Origin of the sequence: Actinospineispora acaciae DSM 45401, from assembly GCF_000620785.1 — a bacterium.
In the GTDB taxonomy this organism is placed as follows: Bacteria; Actinomycetota; Actinomycetes; order Mycobacteriales; family Pseudonocardiaceae; genus Pseudonocardia; species Pseudonocardia acaciae.
The window spans coordinates 1-1,410 of sequence record NZ_JIAI01000089.1 but is presented as its reverse complement, the minus strand read 5'-3'; the positions used below and the strand labels follow the sequence as shown (position 1 = coordinate 1,410).

Here is a 1,410-nt window from a genome sequence, read left to right as displayed (position 1 = left end):
GGGTGGTGGCGCTGTGGTGGTGGGGTGTGGTTGTTTGTTGAGTGTTGCATAGTGGATGCGAGCATCTTGTTGTGGTGAAGTATGTAAGGGCGCATGGTGGATGCCTGGGCATCAGGAGCCGATGAAGGACGTGGGAGACCGCGATAGGCCTCGGGGAGTTGTCAACCGAGCTGTGATCCGAGGATGTCCGAATGGGGTAACCCGGCACCCGGATAATAAGGGGTGTCACCCGCACCTGAATGTATAGGGTGTGTGGAGGGAACGCGGGGAAGTGAAACATCTCAGTACCCGTAGGAAGAGAAAACAATTGTGATTCCGTGAGTAGTGGCGAGCGAAAGCGGAGGAGGCTAAACCTGTTTCGTGTTCAAGCCGGCGGGCGTTGCGGGATGGGTGTTGTGGGAGATCATCGTGGGGTTGCCGCTGCGACCTCGAACATAATGCCGTGGGTTAGCGGAAGGTTTCTGGAAAGGGCCGGCGTAGAGGGTGAGACCCCCGTACGTGAAAGCTTGTGGTGTTGTGTTGGATGGTGTTCCCGAGTAGCAGCGAGCTCGTGGAATTTGCTGTGAATCTGGCGGGACCACCCGTTAAGCCTAAATACTACCTGGTGACCGATAGCGGACTAGTACCGTGAGGGAAAGGTGAAAAGTACCCCGGGAGGGGAGTGAAAGAGTACCTGAAACCGTGTGCCTACAAGCCGTCAGAGCTTCTGTGTGGGGTGATGGCGTGCCTTTTGAAGAATGAGCCTGCGAGTCGTGGCATGTGGCGAGGTTAACCCGTGTGGGGTAGCCGTAGCGAAAGCGAGTCCGAAGAGGGCGTTGTAGTCGTGTGTTGCGGACCCGAAGCGGAGTGATCTACCCATGGCCAGGGTGAAGCGTCGGTAAGACGGTGTGGAGGCCCGAACCCACCAGGGTTGAAAACCTGGGGGATGAGCTGTGGGTAGGGGTGAAAGGCCAATCAAACTCCGTGATAGCTGGTTCTCCCCGAAATGCATTTAGGTGCAGCGTTGCGTGTTTCTTCCTGGAGGTAGAGCACTGGATGGTCTAGGGGGCCGACAAGCTTACCGAAATCAACCAAACTCCGAATGCCAGTGAAGTGAAGCGTGGCAGTGAGACTGCGGGGGATAAGCTTCGTAGTCGAGAGGGAAACAGCCCAGATCACCGGCTAAGGCCCCTAAGCGTGCGCTAAGTGGGAAAGGATGTGGGATCGCAGAGACAACCAGGAGGTTGGCTTAGAAGCAGCCACCCTTGAAAGAGTGCGTAATAGCTCACTGGTCAAGTGGTTCCGCGCCGACAATGTAGCGGGGCTCAAGCGTACCGCCGAAGCCGTGGCACATCCGCGTGAAGACTTGCCTCAGGCACTTGTGTGTGGGGTGTGGTTGTGGGTGTGGGTAGGGGAGCGTCCTGTTCCCGT

The 1,410-nt window shown here is 57.2% G+C and carries 1 rRNA gene; it reads left to right on the top strand.

The window, feature by feature from the left end:
- Positions 1-73 precede the first annotated feature (73 nt).
- Positions 74-1,410 (top strand): 23S ribosomal RNA (locus N912_RS65460); the annotation flags it as partial.